The organism is Olivibacter sp. 47, assembly GCF_030372825.1.
GTDB classification, from domain to species: domain Bacteria; phylum Bacteroidota; class Bacteroidia; order Sphingobacteriales; family Sphingobacteriaceae; genus Olivibacter; species Olivibacter oleidegradans.
Genome location: NZ_JAUCNR010000001.1, coordinates 3610861 through 3632904 on the forward strand (window position 1 = coordinate 3610861; position 22044 = coordinate 3632904).

General features: G+C 39.0%; 17 protein-coding genes and 1 pseudogene. 9 read left to right on the forward strand and 9 right to left on the reverse strand.

The genetic code is table 11. The annotated features are described in order from the left end of the window. Nucleotides 1–112 precede the first annotated feature (112 nt). The 3 genes and pseudogenes from QT327_RS15790 (at nucleotide 113) to QT327_RS15800 (ending at nucleotide 4972) form a co-directional block, all read left to right on the forward strand. Nucleotides 113–502 carry a hypothetical protein gene (locus QT327_RS15790; protein WP_502910537.1) on the forward strand — a complete coding sequence of 130 codons (390 nt, stop codon included), beginning with the start codon at nucleotides 113–115 and terminating at the stop codon, nucleotides 500–502. A gap of 51 nt (nucleotides 503–553) precedes the next feature. Further along, nucleotides 554–3832, forward strand: a pseudogene (locus QT327_RS15795) (efflux RND transporter permease subunit). Nucleotides 3833–3844: 12 nt separating this feature from the next. Further along, nucleotides 3845–4972, forward strand: coding sequence for an efflux RND transporter periplasmic adaptor subunit (locus QT327_RS15800; protein ID WP_130855735.1), 1128 nt, complete (start codon nucleotides 3845–3847; stop codon nucleotides 4970–4972). Nucleotides 4973–5045: 73 nt separating this feature from the next. Here the strand turns inward: QT327_RS15800 and QT327_RS15805 are convergent, their stop codons facing one another. Next, entirely contained in the window at nucleotides 5046–5867 is an 822-nt protein-coding gene (locus QT327_RS15805) for an arylamine N-acetyltransferase family protein (RefSeq protein WP_130855734.1), read from the reverse strand. A 138-nt stretch (nucleotides 5868–6005) separates the two neighbouring features. On the opposite strand from QT327_RS15805, the gene QT327_RS15810 reads away from it, so the two are divergent. Continuing rightward, nucleotides 6006–6635, forward strand: coding sequence for a helix-turn-helix transcriptional regulator (locus tag QT327_RS15810; protein WP_013667310.1), 630 nt, complete (start codon nucleotides 6006–6008; stop codon nucleotides 6633–6635). A gap of 82 nt (nucleotides 6636–6717) precedes the next feature. Here the strand turns inward: QT327_RS15810 and QT327_RS15815 are convergent, their stop codons facing one another. The 3 genes from QT327_RS15815 to QT327_RS15825 form a co-directional block, all read right to left on the reverse strand. Further along, nucleotides 6718–7296 carry a phosphatase PAP2 family protein gene (locus tag QT327_RS15815; protein WP_289553314.1) on the reverse strand — a complete coding sequence of 193 codons (579 nt, stop codon included), beginning with the start codon at nucleotides 7294–7296 and terminating at the stop codon, nucleotides 6718–6720. A gap of 292 nt (nucleotides 7297–7588) precedes the next feature. Continuing rightward, a complete protein-coding gene (locus QT327_RS15820) occupies nucleotides 7589–8347 on the reverse strand; it encodes a TIGR03915 family putative DNA repair protein (protein ID WP_130855732.1) in 759 nt (252 codons plus the stop codon). A gap of 2 nt (nucleotides 8348–8349) precedes the next feature. Then, nucleotides 8350–9600 carry a putative DNA modification/repair radical SAM protein gene (locus QT327_RS15825; protein WP_130855731.1) on the reverse strand — a complete coding sequence of 417 codons (1251 nt, stop codon included), beginning with the start codon at nucleotides 9598–9600 and terminating at the stop codon, nucleotides 8350–8352. Nucleotides 9601–9803: 203 nt separating this feature from the next. On the opposite strand from QT327_RS15825, the gene QT327_RS15830 reads away from it, so the two are divergent. After that, the gene (locus tag QT327_RS15830) at nucleotides 9804–10220 is read left to right on the forward strand and encodes an OsmC family protein (RefSeq protein WP_013667314.1); all 417 of its coding nucleotides are present in this window, start codon (nucleotides 9804–9806) and stop codon (nucleotides 10218–10220) included. A 56-nt stretch (nucleotides 10221–10276) separates the two neighbouring features. On the opposite strand, the gene QT327_RS15835 is transcribed toward QT327_RS15830, so the two are convergent. Beyond that, nucleotides 10277–12502, reverse strand: coding sequence for an alpha-galactosidase (locus QT327_RS15835; protein ID WP_289553316.1), 2226 nt, complete (start codon nucleotides 12500–12502; stop codon nucleotides 10277–10279). Nucleotides 12503–12968: 466 nt separating this feature from the next. On the opposite strand from QT327_RS15835, the gene QT327_RS15840 reads away from it, so the two are divergent. Further along, a complete protein-coding gene (locus tag QT327_RS15840; RefSeq protein ID WP_289553317.1) occupies nucleotides 12969–13586 on the forward strand; it encodes a dihydrofolate reductase family protein in 618 nt (205 codons plus the stop codon). Then, on the forward strand, nucleotides 13576–14103 hold the full coding sequence (locus QT327_RS15845; RefSeq protein WP_013667317.1) for a hypothetical protein: 528 nt from the start codon (nucleotides 13576–13578) through the stop codon (nucleotides 14101–14103). The genes QT327_RS15840 and QT327_RS15845 overlap by 11 nt, the downstream gene beginning before the upstream one ends. A gap of 122 nt (nucleotides 14104–14225) precedes the next feature. Here QT327_RS15845 and QT327_RS15850 read toward each other — a convergent pair whose 3' ends face one another. From QT327_RS15850 to QT327_RS15860, 3 genes are read right to left on the reverse strand one after another with little or no spacing between them, the layout of a single operon-like run. Continuing rightward, nucleotides 14226–14918, reverse strand: a complete 693-nt coding sequence (locus tag QT327_RS15850) for a response regulator transcription factor (protein ID WP_013667318.1) — start codon at nucleotides 14916–14918, stop codon at nucleotides 14226–14228. A 52-nt stretch (nucleotides 14919–14970) separates the two neighbouring features. Further along, complete coding sequence (locus QT327_RS15855) at nucleotides 14971–15318, reverse strand: sensor histidine kinase (protein ID WP_289553318.1); 348 nt, start codon at nucleotides 15316–15318, stop codon at nucleotides 14971–14973. Between the two features lie 22 nt (nucleotides 15319–15340). Then, nucleotides 15341–16450 carry a histidine kinase dimerization/phospho-acceptor domain-containing protein gene (locus QT327_RS15860; RefSeq protein WP_289553319.1) on the reverse strand — a complete coding sequence of 370 codons (1110 nt, stop codon included), beginning with the start codon at nucleotides 16448–16450 and terminating at the stop codon, nucleotides 15341–15343. A gap of 226 nt (nucleotides 16451–16676) precedes the next feature. Here QT327_RS15860 and QT327_RS15865 point away from each other — a divergent pair, with 226 nt between their 5' ends. Beyond that, entirely contained in the window at nucleotides 16677–17561 is an 885-nt protein-coding gene (locus tag QT327_RS15865) for a GLPGLI family protein (protein ID WP_289553321.1), read from the forward strand. Between the two features lie 20 nt (nucleotides 17562–17581). Then, nucleotides 17582–20251, forward strand: a complete 2670-nt coding sequence (locus QT327_RS15870; RefSeq protein ID WP_289553323.1) for a hypothetical protein — start codon at nucleotides 17582–17584, stop codon at nucleotides 20249–20251. Nucleotides 20252–20288: 37 nt separating this feature from the next. On the opposite strand, the gene QT327_RS15875 is transcribed toward QT327_RS15870, so the two are convergent. Next, nucleotides 20289–22010, reverse strand: coding sequence for a M14 family metallopeptidase (locus QT327_RS15875; protein WP_289553324.1), 1722 nt, complete (start codon nucleotides 22008–22010; stop codon nucleotides 20289–20291). Nucleotides 22011–22044: the final 34 nt, after the last annotated feature.

Here is a 22044-nt window from a genome sequence, read left to right on the forward strand (position 1 = left end):
GACCAGGGGTTCAGGTTTTCGAAGTGACTACGCGAGTAATCAACAAGCTTTTACACAAAATTATTTCGACGGTATTAAGCCAAGTCGTTCAAATTATCTCATTGGGATCGGTTTGACTTGGAATTTAACCCAACCACTTCGGATTTCGAAACAAGTAAAAGGACAAACCTTTACGAACCAGGCTTTAACAGATGAATTTGAATTGGCGAATCAGCAAATCCGGGCCCAATTAGTTTTAGCGGATACGAAAATTGAAAATGCATTAAGCAATTATAGAGAAGTGCCAACCCAAGTTAAAGCCGCCTCGGACGCGTTTTTGCAGAAATCGGTACTCTATAAAAATGGGTTAACCAATTTAGTGGATGTCACACAAGCCCTGTATGCGCTCATACGGGCAGAGACGGATCGTGATATCGCCTACAACAACGTTTGGCAGGCTTTATTATACAAAGCTGCTGCTTCCGGCGATTTCAGCTTATTTGTTAACAAAATAGAACCTTAGCATTTATTGCTGCAAAAAAAAAACAGTTAAAAAGAATCTAAATAAACTATCATGAATTTAATTCGCTTTGCATTACGTAAACCGATAACCATAATGGTCATAGTAGCAGGGCTATTTTTCTTTGGAATAAAAGCAGTTACTTCCATTAAGATCGATATCTTCCCAAAACTAGATATGCCTGTAATTTATATTTCCCACCCTTTTACAGGTTATACGCCCGAGCAGATGGAGTCTTTCTTTGCTAAACAATATGTAAACATACTCCTCTATACGAATGGGCTAAAAAGTATAGAGACAAAGAATATACAGGGATTAACCCTAATGAAATTGAACTTTTATCCAGGGACCAATATGGCGCAGGCAGCGGCCGAGCTTGCCTCTTTCACAAATCGTATCCAAGCGATATTCCCTCCCGGATCAAACCCACCCTTCATTATACGTTTTGATGCCTCAACATTGCCCGTTGGCCAACTTGTATTGAGTAGCAAAACGAGAAGCAATAATGAGTTGGCAGATTTAGCTAACACCTATGTCCGTTCTTCTTTTACGTCAATAAGCGGGCTAGTCGCTCCCCCTCCTTTTGGCGGAAATGTCAGAACCATTGTTATCAAAGCCGACCCTGCATTACTTCGATCCCACAATATGACGCCAGACCAATTAGTAGAGGCCTTGAAAATCAATAATCAAACCGCCCCGTCGGGAAATGTAAGAGTTGGCGACAAAAATTACATCACACCTACTAATACAACGATTAAAGATGTTAAAGATTTTGAAAATATACCACTTTTCAAAAGTGGTGTCCAAAACCTTTATTTGAGAGATGTAGCAACTGTCGAAGATGCCGCTGACATTACTTCTGGTTATGCCTTGGTAATGGTAAACGCTCAGTCTATTTAAATGTTGCAAAAAGTGCTGATGCCTCCACTTGGGAAGTAGTAAAAAAACTGAAGGCCGCAGTTCCAAAAATTCAAAGTCAACTGCCGGAGGATGTTCAAGTAAGCTACGAATTCGACCAATCGGTTTATGTTATGAATTCGGTAAAAAGCTTATTAACTGAAGGTGCCATAGGTGCTATACTCACGGGATTGATGGTTATTCTATTCTTAGGCGACCTACGTGGCGCTTTGATTGTTATCCTTACCATCCCAACATCCATTATATCAGGGGTCCTATTTCTTAATTTATTCGGGCAAACCATCAATATAATGACACTGAGCGGTTTGGCTTTGGCAATCGGAATTCTGGTGGATGAAAGTACGGTAACCATTGAGAACATTCACCAGCATTTTGATATGGGAAAACCAAAAGCTTTAGCGATTTGGGATGCCTGTAAAGAAATTGCCTTTCCTAAGCTCTTAATTCTCTTTTGTATTTTGGCCGTGTTTGCGCCAGCCTTTACAATGGGGGGCATACCTGGATCGCTTTTTCTACCGCTAGCTTTGGCTATCGGCTTCAGTATGATTGTATCCTATTTTCTGGCACAAACCTTTGTTCCTATTATGGCTAACTGGATTATGAAGGTAAAGCATCACAAAAAAGCAGATGGATCGAATTTAACCGATGCTGAAGAGCTCGAATTGGCTGGCCTTTCTACCGACGATCATCACGCACAGATCGAACAAAAAATTGCTGCTGCCAGAGCTGCCGACAGAAATCATAATGAAAAGATTGGCGTTTTTGAGAAGATACGAATGCGCTATTTACGTTTTATCGAACGCATTATGCCTTATCGCAAAGCAATTGTTGTTGCCTATCTTTTAATTATTTGTGGATTGGCAAGTATATTGATGATGCAAATCGGCCGAGACGTATTACCAAAAGTAAATGGAAGTCAATTCCAAGTACGCCTACGCGCCCCCGACGGCACCAGAATTGAAGAAACCGAGCGCAAGACAAACAAAGCCATTGAAGCTATCAAGAAGTTAGTAGGTCCGGAGAACGTGTCGATCACCTCTGCCTATGTAGGTTTGCATCCATCTCTTTTCTCCACAAGTCCTATTTACCTATGGATGGCAGGCCCACATGAATCCGTCATTCAAGTAGCATTGAGTGAACACTATAAAACTGACCTGGATAAACTCAAAGAGAACATTCGATCTGCATTTGCTAAAGATTTACCGGAAGTAACAACCTCCTTTGAACCGATAGAATTAACGGACAAGATTCTAAGTCAAGGTTCGCCTACTCCTATAGAAGTCCGATTCTCCGGAAGAAATAAAAAGGTGAGCGAGGCATTTGCGCAAAAGCTTATTACTAAACTTAAAAAAATAGATTACCTAAGAGATGTTCAATTGGGGCAGTCTACCAAATACCCATCAATCAATATTAATGTAGATAGAACAAGAGCCGCACAATTGGGCGTTGATATGAATGACGTTTCCCGATCTTTGATTGCCTCTACGTCTTCTTCACGGTATACCGATAAAAATATTTGGATCGACCAACGCATTGGCAACAGTTACAGTGTTCAAGTACAGATTCCGGAAAATAAAATGAACAGTATCAATGAAATCAATGAAATACCTTTATTGAAAAATTCATCCAGACCCGTACTGGGAGATGTTGCTACCATAACTTCGGGTATAACCTACGGTGAAACTGACAATTTAGGAGCGATGCCCATGTTATCTGTAACGGCTAACATTAATCAGCAGGATTTAGGTACCGCGTCTAAAGAAGTAGAAAAGGCGATTGCCTCACTGGGTGAACTGCCTCGCGGTTTGGAAGTAGAATTGATCGGTTTAAGCAATACGCTAACCGAAACTATGGACAGTTTAGAAAGCGGTCTATTAGTGGCTATTGTGGTCATATTCTTAATGCTTGCCGCTAACTTCCAATCGTTTAAAGTTTCTGGAATTGTTTTAGCAACCGTCCCTGCAGTTATTTTAGGTTCTATCGGTCTTCTATTATTAACAGGATCTACCTTAAATTTGCAATCTTATATGGGTATGATCATGTCGGTGGGCGTATCAATATCCAATGCCGTTTTGCTGATTACCAATGCTGAAGAGATACGGAAGACGACAGGAAATGCTATTTCTTCGGCAACAGGGGCCGCCTCACTCAGATTAAGACCTATTGTAATGACGGCATTGGCCATGGTGGTTGGTATGATTCCGATGGCCAGCGGATTGGGAGAGGCCGGTGACCAATCCTCTCCTTTGGGTAGAGCTGTGATCGGGGGGGCTTGTGGCGTCGACTTTTGCGGCACTTTTTATCCTGCCTTTGGTATTCGCCTGGGGGCAAGGTAAAGCCAGCACACAAAGTGTGTCTCTTGATCCGGAAGACGAAGAAAGTATTCATTACATTCCATCTATTACTAAAAATTAAAAAAATTCAAATATGAACTCTTACAGATTTGTTTTATTGACCAGCGGTTTATTGAGCATAACCTGCATGTTGGCTCGGTGCACCTCACCTATACAAAAAGCGGAGGCCGAAAATCAAAAAGCAAAGGAGGAGTCGGCTCCATTGGAAATATTTAAATTGAGCAAAGGCCAACTTTCTTCTTCTATTAAAATTCCCGGAGAGCTTATTGCCTATCAACAAGTGGATTTATACGCCAAAGTTAGTAGTTTCGTAAAAAAGCTGAATGTGGATGTCGGCAGTGTCGTATCTGCAGGGCAAATACTCGCTACAATGGAAGCGCCCGAATTGAATTCACAACTAGCAGGAGCTGAATCCCGCCTGAAATCGCAAGAAGCTGTTTATCTAGCAAGTAAAGCTACTTATCAACGGTTACTGGAAACCAGCAAAACACCGGGGACGGTATCACAAAACGATCTTGATTTAGCATTGGCTAAACAGAATTCAGATCTTGCGCAATTTAAAGCGGCACAGGCTGCCTATCGCGAGGTCGGCGACACAAAAAATTATCTTGAAATAAGGGCACCTTTTTCGGGTATTATAACTGCGCGGAATGTCAGCGCAGGTGCTTATGTTGGTCCTTCCGGTAAAGGTTCTGAGGCCCCTATTTTTACCTTACAGCAGCAGGACAAGCTCCGTTTAGTGGTCAGTGTGCCCGAACTATATTCAGCCTATTTGAATCGCCAAAATGAAATCAAGTTTTCGGTTAAAGCTTTACCAAGTGAATCTTTTACGGCCAAAGTCGCGAGGTTAGCAGGCGCATTGGATCCCCGTCTTCGTTCACAACGTATCGAAATGGATGTTAATAATAGTAATAAACAATTGCTACCGGGCATGATTACAGAAGTTGAAATTCCGCTTACCGGCGCTGAGCATACTTTTGTAGTGCCTACAGAAGCGGTTCTCAATTCAACCCTAGGAACTTTTGTGATTAAAGTAGAACACGATAGTACGAAATGGATCCCCGTCAATCTCGGCCGTCAAGCGGACGGAAAATCAGAAGTTTTTGGACCCCTTAATGAATCTACACAACTCGTTAGATTGGCGACAGAAGAAATACGAGATAAGGAACCCGTACGTGCGCCTGTAAAATTAATACAATAAGGCAATAAAAGCTATTGTAAATAACGTTACAATAGCTTTTCTACCGGCCTTTTCCTTATAGGTTTTCTCTTTTTTAACTTACTTGCTTTGTACTTATTATGGCAGACAGTACCTCTTCCAAATTATCCAACCCTCTAGTACGAATGTTAAAAGTGTGCTGCAGGGCTTCAATAACCTCACAAGCAGTACTAAAAAGAAACGACTCTTTTCTTCCGCTATCATATCGAATATTCAACACATTATCATGTAACGTATAACGGCCATCATCATCTACTTTCGCCACAATAAGCTGTTTTGTAAAGTGTGAATTGGGATGTGTTGAGACATACCAGTTGGCCACTTCATAGTCTATCGACTCCAAAACCTCTGTGTAAAACTGGTAGATCGACCGCCACTCATTCTCTTGCAATACCTGCAGGATATAAAATTTTTCCTTTTGTATAATGCGAAAGATTCCATGTTGCGTTTCCTGCACAATGTCAGGAGCAAAAAGTAAGGGAGCCGTTAAGGTCATAGCCCCAAACCCAACATCGGCTATATAAGCTTGGCCTTCGTAAACTATATGTAATAACATATGAGTTCTCGCCGTTATCTGGGTTGGATCTATATTCCAAATCACTCTTGCCCAAAATCCACTTACCTGAAAACCTAGTTGTATCAATACCTGCTTAAACAACGTATTATGTTCAAAGCAATACCCTCCTCTATGTGACAGTATTAATTTATCGAAAATATCTTCAATGCCTAGACTTATCGGTCTTCCGGTAAGCGGATTCAAATTTTCAAAGGGAATGTATTTTGGGTGTAGTCGATGTATCTCCATCAACGTTTCCAGGTTGGTATCCGGTCGCTGCGTATAATGAATTCGCTCTAAATATGCTTTTAAATCAACCATATATAAATTTATTAAATGGTTATAGATAACAAGAACATCTAACGCCCTCCCCTCCTAATTATTATTCCTTCGTTCTTATTTCTGATTACCGATCAAAGTTAGTATTTTTACGCATTAAACCAAGCGGATACTTTGTTTATGAATCATCATATAAACGATTACGACAGCGCTCTTTGGTTGCTGAAAAAAAAGGGTCCTCAAACGCTCATTGAAGTCGCTAATGAGCTTAAAATCACCACGGAGGGCGCGCGTTTCAAGCTGCAAAAACTTGCCAACGATGAGTTGGTTACCTCCAGCACGCGAGTAAAGGGACGGGGAAGGCCACAACAGATTTGGTCGTTAACCCGTGCAGGACACGCGCGGTTTCCAGACTCGCACGCAGATCTTACCGTAAAGCTTATTGACTTAATTCGTCAAAGCTTAGGCGAACAAGCCATGGAAACCATCATTTCCGAAAACGAAAAGGCAGGCATAATAAAATACAATGAACACTTAAAGGGTGTTAATGAATTGGAAGAACGAGTCAATAAATTGGCCGAGATTCGGAATCAAGAAGGCTATATGGCCGAATGCCAAAAGCAGGGTGATGTTTATTTACTCATCGAAAATCATTGTCCGATTTGCGCAGCAGCACAGACTTGTCAGGGCTTTTGCCGTTCAGAGCTTAATACGTTCCAAAATGTTTTAGGAGAAAATGTATCCGTTGAACGGATAGATCATATTCTTGCCGGGGCAAGAAGGTGTGCTTATAAAATTTATCTTCAGTAATGCGGAACATTCGTCTAAATAGAGGTTGCTTTTGATAAAATAAAAACAATTGCTTCCCACTCTAATCGTAAACTCTGCACGATCAGGGCCTTATAAACCCCATACCAAAGGCGGATCCAGCACCTAAAATAGCTCCTGCCGCAACATCTGATGGATTATGAACACCTAAATACATGCGAGAGTAACCTACAGTTCCTGCCCAAATGAACGATGGCGCAATTATATACCATTTAGGATAAGCGCGCGACAAGGCCGTGGCCGTACTGAATGAAGCGGACGTATGACCTGACGGGAAAGAATAACTAGACGGCTGATAAACAGCTTTAAACCCAATATGTGCGATGAAGGGACGTGGTCTTTTAAATATTTTCTTCAATCCAAAATTTAGCAAGGCGGTAATTGCTGTACTACTAGCTATATAAACTGCGTTCTGCCGCATCTCTTTGTTTCCATCAATTACACCGGCGACAAACAATCCGGCAGGTATGGCGGCGTTGACATAGTTGTTTGCATCAGAAATGATACGCATTGCCTTCGTTTCTTGCTCGCTCCTCTTGGCGGCTAAATTTTCCAAAATGCGTAGATCAATTTGATCAACTGTCGACTGCCCAAAAAGATTAGAAGTACAAAAAAACAAAAATACGATTGTATAAATTTTCATCTACCTTAATTCCAATTTCCAAACTTAGGCAAATTACATCCCGAAAGCAAAGAAGATTGATCACTGTCGTGATTGGATAAACCGTTAAGATTTAAAAATTGGAATAAAAAAAGTCTTCAACCGGGGAGATTGAAGACTTTAACTAACCAATTATAAACCTAAATTATGATGACACAAAGATAGTGTACTTAATACACTATATTGATAAATTAATTGTAATTTATTTGTCATTTCAACCAAGGACTTATTAAACACCGCATGGTGGAAGTTCAGTTCCAGTGACTTGCTGCTTTTAAATGCTTTTTTCAGTCAAGTATTTCCAGTACCTCTTGGGCACATGTTGAACATGCAATCTCACGTTTTTTCTTTCCTTTATATTGGTGGATTTAAAATACTGTTGCCACAAATCGGCATACAGAATCTCGTCTTCTTCAAGCTGTACCATATCATCCAACAGGACTGTCTCATTTGTTAATTTTACTTCCGAAACAAGGTTTAAATCGTAATAGATGCCGTAGTCGCGTTTTGTATCATATATTAACCAACGTTGATCCGCATAACGGCGCATAAAATGCTCGTTAATAAGCGGAAGCACATTAAAGTCCGGTTCAATCACGGCAAAGTATAAACCATTTTTTTGCTTTTTAAAACGCGTAAAGGCTTTCATGCGATGTCGTTCTCTGTTCACCATCTTTGCAGTCTGATGTATTGTTAGCACGTCATTCCGTCCAAATGCTAAGTGCCCCTCTTCAACGGTCGAAAAATAAAAACAGACAGCCGAGCACAAGGTCGCCTCTATTTGGGGAAGCTCAGACAGAAACGCGCAGAACAAGTTTTCCTGAGCATATTTTGGTATCCGCAATTGTAAACCTTTCCAAACGCGCTGGGCTTTTGATTTATCGGTTGTCACTCTTTTCCACGGCACGAAAATATCTTGTTGTAACGGTTGTTCATTCCGGTAAATGGCGGTTACCGAGACCTTGAATTCGAACATCTCAAAAACCAAAGTTAACCAGCCTTCCCATGTTCCATCATAAATTATTACACACATTTCTAGAAGAGGCTTGTTTGATAAAAGTTGCTTCTTGAATATTTACTTTTCGAAGCATTCAAAATATATGATTTAATAAGCTGCTCAGGCTTATCACAGAAAATTTGCTTATATCCTCTACATATAATGAAATACTTAGCTCTATTGAGCGAAACACCTATTTTTTTCAATTGTTCTATATCAAGATGACCATGCTTTCGCGCATTGACTATTTTATGGGCCGAAGTCAGCCCGATACCTGGTACTCTTAGTATAAGATGGAGATCCGCATTATTGATATCAACAGGAAAAAATCCGGGATTTCTCAATGCCCAACTAAGTTTCGGGTCAATGTCTAAATCTAATACAGGATGTTGCTCATTCACCAGCTCGGATGATTTAAAGCCATAAAACCTCATGAGCCAATCGGTTTGATAAAGCCTATTTTCCCGAAGGAAAGGTATTGCCGAACCAATCCCCGGTAAACGCATATCATCACTTATCGGAACATATCCGGAATAGTATACGCGTTTAAGGTTAAATTTGTCATAGAGATTTTGTGCAACCTTTATAATTTGAGCATCCGTTTCGCCACTTGCGCCGATTATCATTTGGGTACTTTGACCTGCTGGTGTAAACGAAGGAGTATATTTGAATTTTTCTTTTTCTTCTTTTACCTCCATGATTTTCTGCTTGAGGTAATCCATCGGTCGGATCATATCTTGCCTATTCTTTTCCGGTGCTAACAACTTTAAACCTGATTCAATCGGAATTTCAATATTCACGCTTAACCTATCAGCGTATAGCCCCGCTTCGTACATCAGGTCATTACTAGCTCCTGGAATCGTCTTCAAATGAATATAGCCATTAAAATTGTGATCCATTCTCAGTTTTTTTGCAACAAGTATCAACCGCTCCATGGTATAATCTGCATTTTTAAAAATACCGCTACTGAGAAACAAGCCTTCAATGTAGTTGCGTCGATAAAAGTTGATGGTAAGATCTACGACTTCCTGAACTGTAAAAGCCACCCGTTTAATATCATTGCTTTTTCGCGTAACACAATAGGCGCAGTCATAAATACAAAAGTTCGTCAATAAGATTTTCAATAAAGAAACACAACGACCGTCTTCCGTATAGGTATGGCAGATACCGGCGCCCGTATTCCCAATGCCTTTGTTCTTGTTTTGTCGATTGCTTCCACTCGAGGAACAACTTACATCATATTTGGCTGCATCAGCCAAAATTTCTAACTTCTCTATAATCCTGCTCAAAACAAACTAAATTTATTAGCAAATATACTAAATAAAATAGCATACAGAATTATTCGAGAATCAATTCTATTTACCTTCAAATAATCTTCCCCAACTTGATTACTACCGCGTCACCTACGATCACAATGCATTAAAAAAGCTTCCGGATATAGTTACTTTAACCTGTATTTTCACTAGCTTCGTAAAAGTTAATAAATAAGATTATGAAATTCACAAGAAAAGCAAATGCCAATTGGAAAGGCACAGGCATGGAAGGAAAGGGTACAATCAGTACACAAAGTAAGACATTAGATAACGCCCAACTCTCATTCAAAACCCGCTTTGAACAAGGCGTCGGCACCAACCCCGAGGAGTTGGTCGCAGCAGGGCACGCGGGCTGCTTTACCATGCAACTAAGTTTCCTGTTGAGCGAAAAAGATTATACACCGGGAAATCTAGATACCGAAGCCCAGATAACGTTTGAGGACGGCTCAATTACACATATCAAATTAATCTTAACCGGAGAGGTAGATAACATTTCCGAGCAAGAATTTAAGGAAATTGCGCAAAAAGCAAAAGAAATCTGTCCTATCTCTAAGTTATTGAATACTGACATAACATTAGAAGCGTCTTTAGTGTAAGTGCCCCCTCCAAGCAGCTATTTTCCAGCTGCTTGGGAGCAAAGCAAACTTTTTAACTATGACACCGCGGTAAGCTTCAACACGACGCTCTTTCGCTTACTAGACAAATAGGGGTTAAAACCTACCTTCATCAAAAAGTCGCCCGTATAAGTTTCCCCGGGATTAATCAGAGATGATTCTCCGTTATAAAGATTTATCTCTTCCAACCGGTAGCTTTTAACCGGATCTAATCCTTTGAACTTTATGGGGACCGGCGTACCTGTATTTTGACGATAATTTACCAAGTAATTAAATATTACCCCTGAATCCCTATTTTCATTGACATATAGAATAGAAGCATAATCCTTTTCTCGAGGGTTTGCCAATCGAAATTGATCGCCTTGCCAAATAATCGGTTTTAATTCATCGTAGGTTTTCAGTGCTTGCTGACAAAATGCCAAATCTTCTTTTGGTAGTTTACTGACTACAATATCAAATCCTAATTTACCCATCATAGCAACGTCAACCTTAAATTTAATGGGCTGGTCTCCCCAGTCAGTTACATGATTAGCACTGGCCAAAGTCGGATAAAAAAAAGAATATTCATACTGCATGAAAATACGTTCCAAAGGGTCTGTATTATCACTCGGCCAATATTCAGTGAAATAGCGAAGGGCCCCGTAATCAACCCGTCCTCCTCCCCCCGAGCAAAGCATCATCGGTATTCTTGGATACTTGGCCCTGATCCGTTCCAGAACCGCATATAACCCTTTCACATAGTCTACATAGAAATTTCCCTGGCTTTTGAGATAAGGGGAATAGGCGTTGTAAATAACAGCATTGCAATCCCATTTCACATAGGCGAGGCCCGGATTTTTTACAAACAAATCATCCAACGTCTTGAAAACAAAATCCTGTACTTTAGGGTTTGACAAGTCCAACACCAACTGATTTCTAAAATAATATTCAGGACGTCCCTCTTGCTTTACCACCCAATCCGGATGTTTTTCATATAACTCGCTTTTAGGACTTACCATCTCAGGTTCCACCCAAATACCAAATTTAACCCCATTGGACGCAGCCTCCTTTACTAAAGAAACAAGGCCATTGGGTAATTTCTCCCTATTCTCTTCCCAATCGCCTAAAGCCGCTGTATCGCTGTTTCTTGGATATTTATTTCCGAACCAGCCATCATCTAAAAGAAACAAATCAACCCCTAACTTTTTTGTATCTTTTAGCAGAGAAGAAAGTTTGTCTTCATTAAAATCGAAATAAGTGGCTTCCCAATTGTTCAATAAGGTTAATCTACTGCCTCCGCCATCAAGCAATTGATACCTCCGTGCCCAATTATGAAGATTTCTACTCGCATTCCCTATGCCCTGATCAGAAATCGTATAGACAAACTTAGGCGTTATGAATTCTTCATTTTTTTGCAGTATATAAGTAGAGGCGTAATTGTTTATTCCGGCTAGTATACGTAGGTTGTCTTGCGGATCCTTCTCGAAATCAATTTTGAAATTACCGCTCCATGCTAAACCGCCTATAAGCACAGACCCCTCATCTTCTTTGGCAGGACCATTAAAAGACAGCAAAAAGGAAGAATGCTGAAAAAGGTTTGCTCGCGTTCCCAATTTGCTGTCAATCGTTTTTATTCCGTGCGTTAACTTCTCTTCCTCGGGCTGCATTTCCTTGATCCAATCGCCGTGATAATGCTTTAACCAAAAATTGTCCGCTTTTAAGTTTAAATTGGCGGACGAATACTTAACCAACTCCACAGCTCCCTTCTCATGATGACGAATGGTAGCCCATTGCTCGATAACATTTTCTTTTTGATAGATCCGATAATGTAAATCAACTTCAAAAGGATATAGAGCATCTTTTAGAAGCACCCGTAACTCACCGATGTTATGGTTTACAGTGATAAATTCATGGTTCAGATATTTTAAATCCAGCGATTGATTACCGTCTGCGTGTCGCACACTGATCGCAGGTTCCAGCAAGTTACGACTTCCCGACCCTGTATAGGCCGCGCGGTACATCCCGGTATAATCGTCAGCTTGTTTATATTGAGAAGCCAGTCGGCGGTAGTCAGAAGAATGTAGCAATTTAGGGCCCAAATAAACCATATTGAGATCGCCATTGATTTCCACTTGTAAAACAATGGCTTGTTCGCTACCCTCTAAAATAAGTTGCTCTTTTACTTGGTTGGTAAGCTCTTTTTGCTGCGCTCCTGCAATAAGATAACAGCACATGGCAATTAAGACGAAACAGCAGTGTTTCATAAATACGATTGTTCTTTGCATTTATTATCGGTTAATTTACAAATCTGTACTAGTCTATACTATTGAACAAAAGTAGCAATTAACATGCAACAAGACAAGCTATTTGTATGCAAACAATAAGACTAAATCTTTTTTCACTTTTTCTAGTACCTTCTTTATTTTTAACTATCTTTATCGCCAGCATAATAGTTTTAGAATAAAGCACATAGCAACTAATCAACCCAAATAGAAAAGCCAGGCATATAGTCTGGCCTTTTCATTTTATTTGATATAGAGCTATTCTTATAAGCGTCGCATCACACCCCATTATTGTCGCTTCTACACATATTACCTGTTGATTTTTTGAATTAAGTTTGTACTAACAATGACAATATTTGGCCATTGAAAACAAATTATTCCAGTGAATCCGGCACGAGCCGTAGCTTTAAAAAGAACACCTGCCAGCGGTAGGCAGCCAGCGTTCTTGTTATTAAGAAAGTTTATTCTAATGAAAAAAATTATCGTATGTAATTGGCTATCCCTAGACGGTTTTTTTTCCGGTCACAATGGCGAAACCGACTGGTTTTATTGGAATGATGAAATCGAGCATCACCAACTTACTATACTACAAGGGGTAAAATTAATGTTATTTGGCAGAACTACTTATGATATAATGGCAAATTACTGGCCTACAAACGCGGCTGCTCATGAGAATAAACAAATAACCAAATTGATGAACAACATACATAAAATCGTTTTTACAAGCAGCTTAAAAGCGATCAGTTGGAAAAACAGCATTGTTAAAAGAGAACTTAAGCAAGAGGATATACACCGCCTAAAACAAGAGACTCATGGAGACATCCTCATCTTGGGAAGTGGAAGTATTGCTTCGCAACTGTTGAATTTGGATTTAGTGGATGAATTGCACCTTTTCATCAATCCGATTATACTGGGTAGTGGGCAAACCATGTTTCAACACGTACACGGACGAATAACATGGGAACAAGCGAAAAGCGAGTCTTTCAGTAATGGGGTAACATTAAATGTTTATGAAAAGCAGCCTGCAATTTCAAATGAACATCATCAACTCCTTTCGAAAATTGATTTATCATATTATGGAAACTAAGATCAAAAGTAATTTCTTAAAAATTGTCATCCCTGCCTACAGAATGCGTAGTCAACTATTTAATAACGTGCTGGCCAACATAAATGAAACAGATGCTAAACATAGGGTAAACGGTCGCACCAATCACATATTGTGGATGGCTGGCAATTTAGTAAACTGCCGCTATTGGCTCGGAGAAGCATTGGGACTTCCATACAAAGACCCGCATGCAGATTTATTTTCAGATGCCAAAGCTTTAGATGAAAACCTAAATTATCCTAACCTGACGGCACTTATAGGTGAGTGGCATAAGATTTCACCAAAGCTTTTTGACAGACTTTGCAACATAATTGACGATGAGCTTCTTCAGCCCTATGCTATCGGAATGGAAACACCCTTTATCGAAGAAAACTATTTAAATGCAATCGGAATGTGTCTTGACAGAGAAGAATATTTGTTCGGGCAGTTAGGCCTTATGCGGCGAGTTCTAGGTTACGAGGCTATGAAATATGATCTAGATCCCTCCATCAAGTACTAAAGGTCGTTTTTCACTTTTAAGCCCTGCGGAGACATTTACGCGATATATCGCCAGTTACTTGAGGGACAGCCCCCACATATACACCGAAGTAAAAAGATTAAGAATGAGATAATGAACTCGACTTATTCATTGATGATTAATTTGTAACCAATACCCCGTATATTAACAATCTCAATACGGCTGTCCTCTCTCAGGTGTTTTCTAAGCTTTGTAATAAAGACGTCCATACTTCTGGCGTTAAAGAAATTATCTTCTCCCCATACAACTTCAAGCGCCAATTTACGATTGAGCACCTCGTTTTTATTTTCGGCAAGTAACTTCAGAAGTACCGACTCTCTGAACGAGAGTTTGATCGTTCCGTTTGGCTTGTTCAGTTCCTGATTTTTGCTGTTGAACAAAAAATCGCCTATCTCAAAGATCTCTTTTATCTCATTTTTGTTTTTTATTGATGGACGGGATAAAAGCGCATTTATTCGAACAATTAACTCTTCCATACTAAATGGTTTCTTTAGGTAATCATTGCAACCCAGTTCGAAACCCTTTACCACATCGTTGGTTAGAGATTTTGCTGTGAGAAATATAATCGGAACCTGCTGATCTATCCTTCTAACGTCTTCTATAAGACTAAAACCATCTTTCACGGGCATCATAATATCAAATATGCAAACAGTCGGTTGCCAAGCTCTGAACGTGGCATAGGCCTTTACTCCATCTTGGACTAAAATCACGTTAAACCCGCTAAGTTCTAAGCTCTCCTTAACGATCTTACCAAGAAAAGGCTCGTCTTCTGCTATCAATATTTTCACAGCTTCCATATAAAGTAAAATTTTATGTAATCAAGTTAATATAAATAAAAACAACACAATATCATTTAAAAGGTAAACAAATAGTAAATACACTTCCCTCTCCTAATCTACTGCTTACGCTGATCTCTCCGTGATGCATCCTGACAATACTTGCAACGTAACTCAGTCCCATACCGAAGCCTTTTACATCATGAAGGTCGCCTGTTGGAACCCGGAAAAAATTGTCAAACACACGATCCTGACAAGCGGTAGGAATTCCAATACCATTATCTTCTATCGAAATCTTCACAAACGCTTGCTCATAACGCAGGTCAATCTTAATCACAGGTAAACGTCTTGAATATTTTAGGCTATTTTCTATTAGATTATAAAAGACATTCGCTATATGGTCTTGATCCAGCTCCAACATCGGCAGTAATTCTTGCCCTTCGTTAACGTGTATTACTGCATTTTTTTTTTGATAATTGCGGCTGCATAGTTGAGATAACCTTATTAATTAGTAAAAGAACATTGGTTGTTTGAAAGTATAGACTAACTTCGTTCTTTTCAAAAGCAGCCATTCTTAACACCTTATCAACCATACTCGATATACGATTGAGTTCAAGTTGACAGATAGTTAAGTATTCTGACAATCGTTGCGAATTACTATTTACTTCCCTATTTTTAAGCGCTTCGACAGCCAAGGATATAGTTGCTATGGGCGTTTTGAATTCATGGGTCATATTATTAAAAAAGTCATTTTTTATATCCGACATTTTTTTTTGCTGAAAAATAGTACGCAACATATACAAAAATGCCCAGGCCGTTGCTCCTATAATAGCGATTGAAATAAGTAATATCCATTGCATTTTTTTTACGATAAAGAGCAGATTATTGTCTAAAGAAAAATCGACAAAGTAAGGCTGTAATATGCCGAATTTTAAACGCGTTATTTTACGTGAGAACTGCTCAAAGCGTATACTATCCGTATAATAAGGTTGACCTCTACCACTTATATTGGACAATTTTAATGCATAAGACGTATATATATTATGCGTGTGTAGTAAAGAATCAATTTCTAAAGATAAGGGGCCGGATAGCTTTTGTAGCTCAGATTTGTCATGGAAAACATCGGTTATGTTAACAATTTTCGTTTGTTGAACTTTTGAGCGGCCTTTTATATCCGTTTTGCCTGCGTTTATCTGCGTGATCACCGACAATTTAAAAGGCCCTTTTGTTGAATCATCGGGTTCAAGTAACGGAAGCTCCGGTTGTCCCCCCGTCACATCGCTAAATGTTTGAAAAAAGGCATTCATTTTCTCGCCCTTACCTATAATAAGACGCTTACCGCTCCGCAAGCTATCCAATGGAATACCCAACGTCTTCATATCACGCTGGACATGTTTTTGCTGAAGCGTTTGCAATAGCTTTAATATATCCTTATCAAATTGTTCAGCACTCAGTTGATAGGAATTGTATAGCCAGTAGCCTTGTAACAGAAAAACACCGGCCAAGGCAAATGACACAATGATTACTGTAAAACGAATTCGTTGCAATAACATACTACAAATCTACATTTAATTGAATGCAAGCCTTAAACCGTTAACAGAACTTAGCATAAATTAACAGTAATTAACATTCACCCTTATGTTTAACAGTGTTTAACAGTAATAAAAATCAATAAATCGACTAACCTATATACTTTCGATGATGCAATAATGCTTTAATCTAACAAAACGTGTTGATCCATTGATAAAAGCATCCATTAACTATTAAAATATAAGCGAAATGAAAACATTTTTTTTTCTGAAAAGAAGCCTCGCGTTTTTTGGCACTATCGGTCTCGCGTTTTCTGCATTTGCTCAAGAAAAAGATCAAGCACTCGCCAGTGTTGTCTATGACTTTATTCATGTGACAGATACAAACAAGAGAGAAAACCCCAAAAAAGAAAGTATGATCCTCTATTTAGGTAAATTCATGAGCGCCTATAAAAGTAAAACACTCGCTTTAAAGCTAGAAGAAATTAGAAAGGAGGTGGGGGAAGAAAACGACAATGGAAATAAAAGAAAACTTTTCTCCTTTAATTCGCCCAATGTATCCAACGATGAGCTTTTTCTAAATCCTCAAAAGCAGAAACTAATTAGGGTAGATAAAATTGGTCCCACGGCGTACCAAATCCCTGAAGACTATCCGATTATCAATTGGAAGATAACCAATCAAACAAAAATTATTGGTGGATATAATTGCCAGCAGGCCTTTGGAGAATTTGGCGGTAGACTCTATACCGTTTGGTTTACCCCCGAAATACCATTTCCTTATGGTCCATGGAAACTTCATGGCCTACCGGGACTAATCCTGCAAGCATCCGATGCTAAAAACGATGTTCAGTTTAATTATGGGGGATTTAAGAAAGAGCTAGACAGCAAAGTTTCTATAGCACTTCCCGATAATGCTCCGCAAACAACACTAAAGGATTTTATGAAAGCGAAAGCCGCTTTTGAGAAGAATTTAATGTTCAATCAAAAAGCCCTCGCACCGGGGAATGCTAATACGAGAATCGTCCTTAAGGATCAAACCGGGCGCCAATTATCTGAGAACGAGTTCAAAGAAATGATGGAGTCTCGGGCGAACGAAAAAAACCCGATAAATAATCCATTAGAGCTTAATAAATAACAAGCCTCATCCATAAGTAAATGAGATTCATCGTACTGTTTCTTTCTTTCTTCTCTATATTGGTAGTTCATTGCCAAGAATTGAAAATTAGTGGTCAATTAAAAACAATTGACGGTAAAGGTATTCCATACGCCAACATCACATTAAAAAGTGCGCAGCAAACAATTATTGCCTATACCACCAGTAACATTGAAGGCTATTTCAGCTTCACATTAAACGATACTACTACTACTGCACATTGGTTAGAAGTAAACCACTTAGGATATAAAAAGTTCAGGACATCCGTAATAAATGGTAAAATGGAGTACCTGATCATGCTCGAAGAACAACCGATTGATTTAGCGGAAGTGGAAGTTAAGAGCCCTCCCATACGTTCAAATAACGACACCTTAAGTTATGACGTTGAATCTTTTGCTAAATCAGAGGATCGTACCATAGGCGATGTGTTAAAACGTATGCCTGGAATAGAGGTTGAAGAAAGCGGACAAATAAAATATAATGGCAAGAATATATCAAACTTTTATATCGATGGAGATGACTTATTAAACGACCGTTATAATATCGGAACAAGAGCGATTCCACAAGACATGGTAAAAGATGTTGAAGTATTACAAAACCATCAACCCATTGAAGTGCTACGAGATAAAAGCTATAGTGATGATGTGGCAATTAACTTAAAAATAAAAGAAGACGCCAAGCTTAAGCTGACAGGACAGATAAAAATGGGTGGCGGAATTCCGAATTTATACGAAGCTGAACTAAATAGCCTATTGTTCAATGATAAACACAAAATGCTTAATGTTGCTAAAGCGAACGATATTGGCGTCGATTTATCAAGGGAGCTAACTGCCTTTAACGCCGAAAACCAATTACAGTCTATGAATAATCAACGACCATCCGAAATACTTTCTTCGGGTACCGTATCGGAACCAAATCTTCCGAAGGAACGTTACAATTTCAATCACTCAGCCTTAGTTAGTGCAAATAATCTAACGAATTTGAAAAACAGTTTTCAGTTAAAATCGACGATAAATCTGTTATATAACCGCAACGATATGAACTACAACAGCTTGACAAATATGTATGTAAACAACGATACGATTCGTTATAGCGAGGTACAAAACATAGAAAACAAACCTTTAATGGCAGATTTCTCAGTGAGTCTTAAAAACAACAATAAAAAGTATTATTTCAACAACATGCTTCAGGTCAACTTTAGCAACGAAAAAAGCGTGTCTGATCTTCAAAGCAACTCCTTTGACTTTAGTCAGCAACTAAAAACAGGGCAGTATGACTTTTCAAATAAAATATCCTACCTCCCTTCCTTAAAGAACCAACATATCCTGAGCTTTAATTGGTATCTTAATTACTTTAATAAGCCACAGACGCTAACAATAAACCCAGGCATCAATGACGGAGCACTTAATGATAGCATTCCCTTTCAAGCCGTCAATCAGATTACTAATTTACCAACTTGGTTTAGTAATTTGTCATTGAGCTATCGGATCCCAAAAGGTCGTATTAAACAGCATTATCTAGTTGGCCTCGTAAGTGAATGGCAACACCTGACTTCTAATTTAGAATTAAGGCAGGCAAACGGAGACTGGACTCCTTATGGAAATAGTTTAGATAATGATTTATATTGGAAGCGACATAGAATAAACATAAATCCATCTTTTGAATACGAAAAAGGTCCTTGGGAAAGCCTCCTTTCGTTTCCACTTTCGATACAAAGTATAAATTATGAAGATGTCGGATTTACATTTAGAGAAAATTTCAGCAAATGGCTTTTCAACCCTGCATGGAACTTAACCTATAACCTAAATAGTGAAGATTATCTTGCTGTCAACTACAGTTACAACAACCAAATAGGTAATATAAGCGATCTCTATCGCGGGGCTATTCTTACCAATTACCGAAGCCTTCAATCTAACAATGCAAGCCTCCAGGAAAGAAATCTCCACAATATCGGTCTACGCTACAATTATCAGCGTAACCTTCAAATGTTTTTTATGAATGCATCTATTAATTACAGTAAGGTTCGTTCCAATACAATTCTTTCTCATATAGTAAGCAATAATCTCTTTCAAACCGTTCTTTTACCTTTTAGCAATAAAAGCCATGATTTAAGCATCGCGGCTGGCATTAGCAAATATTTATTCGATATCGACGTCAATATTGGTGCTAATGCCTCTTGGAATAACACCCGTTATAATCAGTTTTTAAACAACCAATTACTTCCTTTTAATAACCTAACCTTCAGTTTCAGCCCTTATTTTGAAACTCGCTTATTGAATTTCCTATTTTTAAAATACGCCGGAAAGGGAAATTGGACCACCAGTAAAATGATCGGTGCAACCGCAGGAATTGATTTTCCCGACAGACAAATTCAATTTTTTGATCAATCTCTTGACCTGACATTCCGACCATTTGAAAATGCTTTTTTTAAGCTGAGTGGCCGACAACTTTTAACCACGCAAAAAAATGCGGAAAATGTAAAGTACCTTTTTACAGACCTCAACTTCCGTTATAAAATAGACAAATGGAAGACTGATATAGAGTTGGATGCAAGTAACCTTACAGACATTAGGTCTTACGAACTATATACGCTTTCTTCCAATCAGTTTGGATACAGTCAATACGATTTAAGAGGCCGCATGTTACTCCTTAGACTTAGTTTTCGTATTTAAAACACGTCGAAACGCAAATGCTGATCGTTAAACGTGTTTAGTCCGTCAAACGTCCAATAGGATAAAGCAAGTGTGTCTTCTCGTAATAAGAAGAATGTTTATAAATCCAATCGAGCTGTGCTTGGCCACTTTTCATAAGCGATGAATCGGCCTGTTTAGCTTTTTCAAAGGCATGTGCCAATGCTCGGTTTTCTTTTAATAACCTCTCAGCTTCTTCTTCAAAAATGTAAGAGGCAAAGTATTCTTTCTGTCCTAAAATTGCGTCAAAAAAATTCCAACAGAAATATGAGTCCACCGCTTGAGGCTCAAGTGTCTCTATAATATACCGGTTTTTCTCTTGATCCGTTTTTACTATCACGTCTCCTGCATAAAACGGAACCTCCATTTTTTTCGTCACAAGCTCTACCTCCCTATGCAAATAATGACCTTCGAATGGTTTTTCTAGACTTTTGAATCGCTTAATATAGTACATGTCAAGCAATAGGGTTGTGTCTCGCTCGAGCGTTTCCAGCTTCACTCCATTTAACGCTAAAAGTTTAACAACTTTTTCATAAGCTTGGGGAATGATATAAGCCGATGGCTTTTTCACAGTTAATTTTGGCTTGTATCGATTATAAAGTTTTATCTTTCGGGTAAAAGGTTTGTTTCTATCGTAATATAATCGATCCTGTCCACTTACCTCACTTGGCTTGTGCATAGCCTCATACCCATAAAAATCAATTTGCCTATAATTAAGCGTATCCAGTTCCCATGCCAGCGGAAAAACCTGCTGATCCTTTACAGATTGCTTCGCTTTTTTTCTAACTGCCAGCAATTGGCTTCCTTGCTCATGGGTAATGTCTATTAAATGTTTCATCAGCGCATAAGTTGCATTTACTCGCTGCGCAAAAGGTTTCCACATATGAGTTTCGGGCATATAAGCTATGGTATTATGCAATGCAGCATATCCAGTGGAATATCTGGGATTTTCCAAAAAAGACACGATACCGGATTCCGGCGTCTCTCCGCGCGAATCTACATAAGGCACCAGTCGGTACCCCTCTCCTTCCATTCGATTATATAGCTCCTGCGTATAATTTTTCAACATATAATCAGCTAAAATAGTGTTCAATTTGTCCGGTTGCGTATCGATAAGCGTCATCACATACTGATAATCAGCACCGTTACTTGCGTGGTTATCGATAAAAACATCGGGGTCCCAGCGATTAAATATTTCCTGGAAAGTCTGAGAATTACGACTGTCTGTCTTAATAAAATCACGATTGAGATCTAAATTCTGTCTGTTCCCCCTAAACCCGTATTGTTCCGGGCCGTTTTGATTAACTCTCGATACCCCGCGATTTAACATACCATCAATATTGTATACAGGGATGAAGCAAAGCACAACATTGTCCGGAACAGCATCTTTTATTAACAAATCCCGAATTAGCATCATGGATGCGTCAATACCCTCGGGTTCTCCGGGATGGATTCCGTTGTTGAACAATATGATGCTTTTATTTTTCTTTCTTAGGCTAAGGGGATCGAAATCACCATCCTTGGACAAAACCATCAGCTGAAGTGCCTTACCAACATCAGTTGTACCAAAAGAAAAGAGTTTAGCCTGCACATAACTACTATCCAAATGGCGATAAAATGCCAGTACTTCTTCGTAAGTAGCAGTACGATTATGTTTATCATCTAACTCAAAAGCAATCTTTTGAGCTTGAACAAAAAAGGAGAAAAAAATGAGCGGGAGAAAGACAAATGATTTTAGCATTTTCTGTTTGTTATTTTCTTTAGGGTGTCCCCTA

Excerpts from the sequence above, each read along its gene's own strand:
- QT327_RS15800 (WP_130855735.1), top strand. The coding sequence starts at position 3,845 with ATGAACTCTTACAGATTTGTTTTATTGACCAGCGGTTTATTGAGCATA.
- QT327_RS15805 (WP_130855734.1), bottom strand. The coding sequence starts at position 5,867 with ATGGTTGATTTAAAAGCATATTTAGAGCGAATTCATTATACGCAGCGA.
- QT327_RS15810 (WP_013667310.1), top strand. The coding sequence starts at position 6,006 with ATGAATCATCATATAAACGATTACGACAGCGCTCTTTGGTTGCTGAAA.
- QT327_RS15815 (WP_289553314.1), bottom strand. The coding sequence starts at position 7,296 with ATGAAAATTTATACAATCGTATTTTTGTTTTTTTGTACTTCTAATCTT.
- QT327_RS15820 (WP_130855732.1), bottom strand. The coding sequence starts at position 8,347 with ATGTGTGTAATAATTTATGATGGAACATGGGAAGGCTGGTTAACTTTG.
- QT327_RS15830 (WP_013667314.1), top strand. The coding sequence starts at position 9,804 with ATGAAATTCACAAGAAAAGCAAATGCCAATTGGAAAGGCACAGGCATG.
- QT327_RS15835 (WP_289553316.1), bottom strand. The coding sequence starts at position 12,502 with ATGCAAAGAACAATCGTATTTATGAAACACTGCTGTTTCGTCTTAATT.
- QT327_RS15840 (WP_289553317.1), top strand. The coding sequence starts at position 12,969 with ATGAAAAAAATTATCGTATGTAATTGGCTATCCCTAGACGGTTTTTTT.
- QT327_RS15845 (WP_013667317.1), top strand. The coding sequence starts at position 13,576 with ATGGAAACTAAGATCAAAAGTAATTTCTTAAAAATTGTCATCCCTGCC.
- QT327_RS15850 (WP_013667318.1), bottom strand. The coding sequence starts at position 14,918 with ATGGAAGCTGTGAAAATATTGATAGCAGAAGACGAGCCTTTTCTTGGT.
- QT327_RS15855 (WP_289553318.1), bottom strand. The coding sequence starts at position 15,318 with ATGTTGGAGCTGGATCAAGACCATATAGCGAATGTCTTTTATAATCTA.
- QT327_RS15860 (WP_289553319.1), bottom strand. The coding sequence starts at position 16,450 with ATGTTATTGCAACGAATTCGTTTTACAGTAATCATTGTGTCATTTGCC.
- QT327_RS15865 (WP_289553321.1), top strand. The coding sequence starts at position 16,677 with ATGAAAACATTTTTTTTTCTGAAAAGAAGCCTCGCGTTTTTTGGCACT.
- QT327_RS15870 (WP_289553323.1), top strand. The coding sequence starts at position 17,582 with ATGAGATTCATCGTACTGTTTCTTTCTTTCTTCTCTATATTGGTAGTT.
- QT327_RS15875 (WP_289553324.1), bottom strand. The coding sequence starts at position 22,010 with ATGCTAAAATCATTTGTCTTTCTCCCGCTCATTTTTTTCTCCTTTTTT.